This is a genomic window from Paraplanobispora siamensis (genome assembly GCF_016863175.1).
In the GTDB taxonomy this organism is placed as follows: Bacteria; Actinomycetota; Actinomycetes; order Streptosporangiales; family Streptosporangiaceae; genus Planobispora; species Planobispora siamensis.
Genome location: NZ_BOOJ01000090.1, coordinates 1 through 874, shown reverse-complemented (window position 1 = coordinate 874; position 874 = coordinate 1). Strand labels below are relative to the sequence as shown.

2 protein-coding genes are annotated in these 874 nt (G+C 73.7%); one reads left to right on the top strand and one right to left on the bottom strand.

Translation table 11 applies throughout. The features are described from left to right. Nucleotides 1-340, top strand: a 340-nt coding sequence (locus tag Psi01_RS41030; protein ID WP_204069611.1) for a methyl-accepting chemotaxis protein, incomplete at its 5' end; no start/stop codon positions are given. A gap of 341 nt (nucleotides 341-681) precedes the next feature. On the opposite strand, the gene Psi01_RS41025 is transcribed toward Psi01_RS41030, so the two are convergent. Beyond that, nucleotides 682-874 (bottom strand): hypothetical protein (locus Psi01_RS41025; RefSeq protein WP_204069610.1); only part of this gene is annotated, 193 nt, incomplete at its 5' end.

Sequence of the window (874 nt, the reverse complement as noted above, 5' to 3'; positions counted from 1 at the left end):
GGCGACCGAGGGCATCGTCAAGCGGGTGGAGGCCATCCAGGCCGACACGGCCGGCGCGGTCGAGGCGATCACCGCGATCAGTTCGGTCATCGCCCAGCTCAACGACTACCAGACCACCATCGCGGCCGCGACCGAGGAGCAGTCCTCGGCCACCGGCGGGGTCAGCGCGAGCGTGGCCGACGCCGCCGCCCGTACGGGGGAGATCTCCGTCGGCATCGACGGGGTGGCGCAGTCGGCGCAGGAGACCATGGTCTCGGTGGACGCGGTCAGCCAGGCCGCGGACGGTCTCAAGCAGGTGGCGGGGCGGCTCGCCGACCTCGCCGGCCGCTACACCACCTGACGGCCCCGTACCCGGGTGGACCTGCGGCGGGTGGTCGGCGGACGCCGGCACCCGCCGCGGCGGTTCCGGCCGATCGCCGGGGGGACTCGTCCCTCCGATCGTGAGGGTGTCCGGGGGGCGGGCGTCACGGTGCCTGGGCGATGGAGCCAGGTGGGTTACAGGAGTACCGTTACCGCGCCTGCGTGAGGTACTCGACGGATCGGTCGTCGACGAGGTCGCGGCCCGATGCGGCGCCTCGCGCCAGTCGGTGGACCCCCGGCGTGAACGCTTTCTCGCCGAAGGGCCACCCAGGTGGCGGGATCACTTCCGGCGTCCGCGCACCAGCCCGTCCCGCACCAGCGTCAACATCGAAGCCGTGGCCTGTCGGCTGCGGCGACAGCGGCCACCTGCAGATCGGTGAGTGCCGCATGGCGGGTGCCGGCCCGTTGGCCGATGGTCAGCCGGGCCAGTTGTGCCCACCACGAGCCGCCGTTCGTCACGGCCTGGCGCCAGCCGCGCCACCGCACCACCTGGCCGGTGCAGACACCCAGCGGC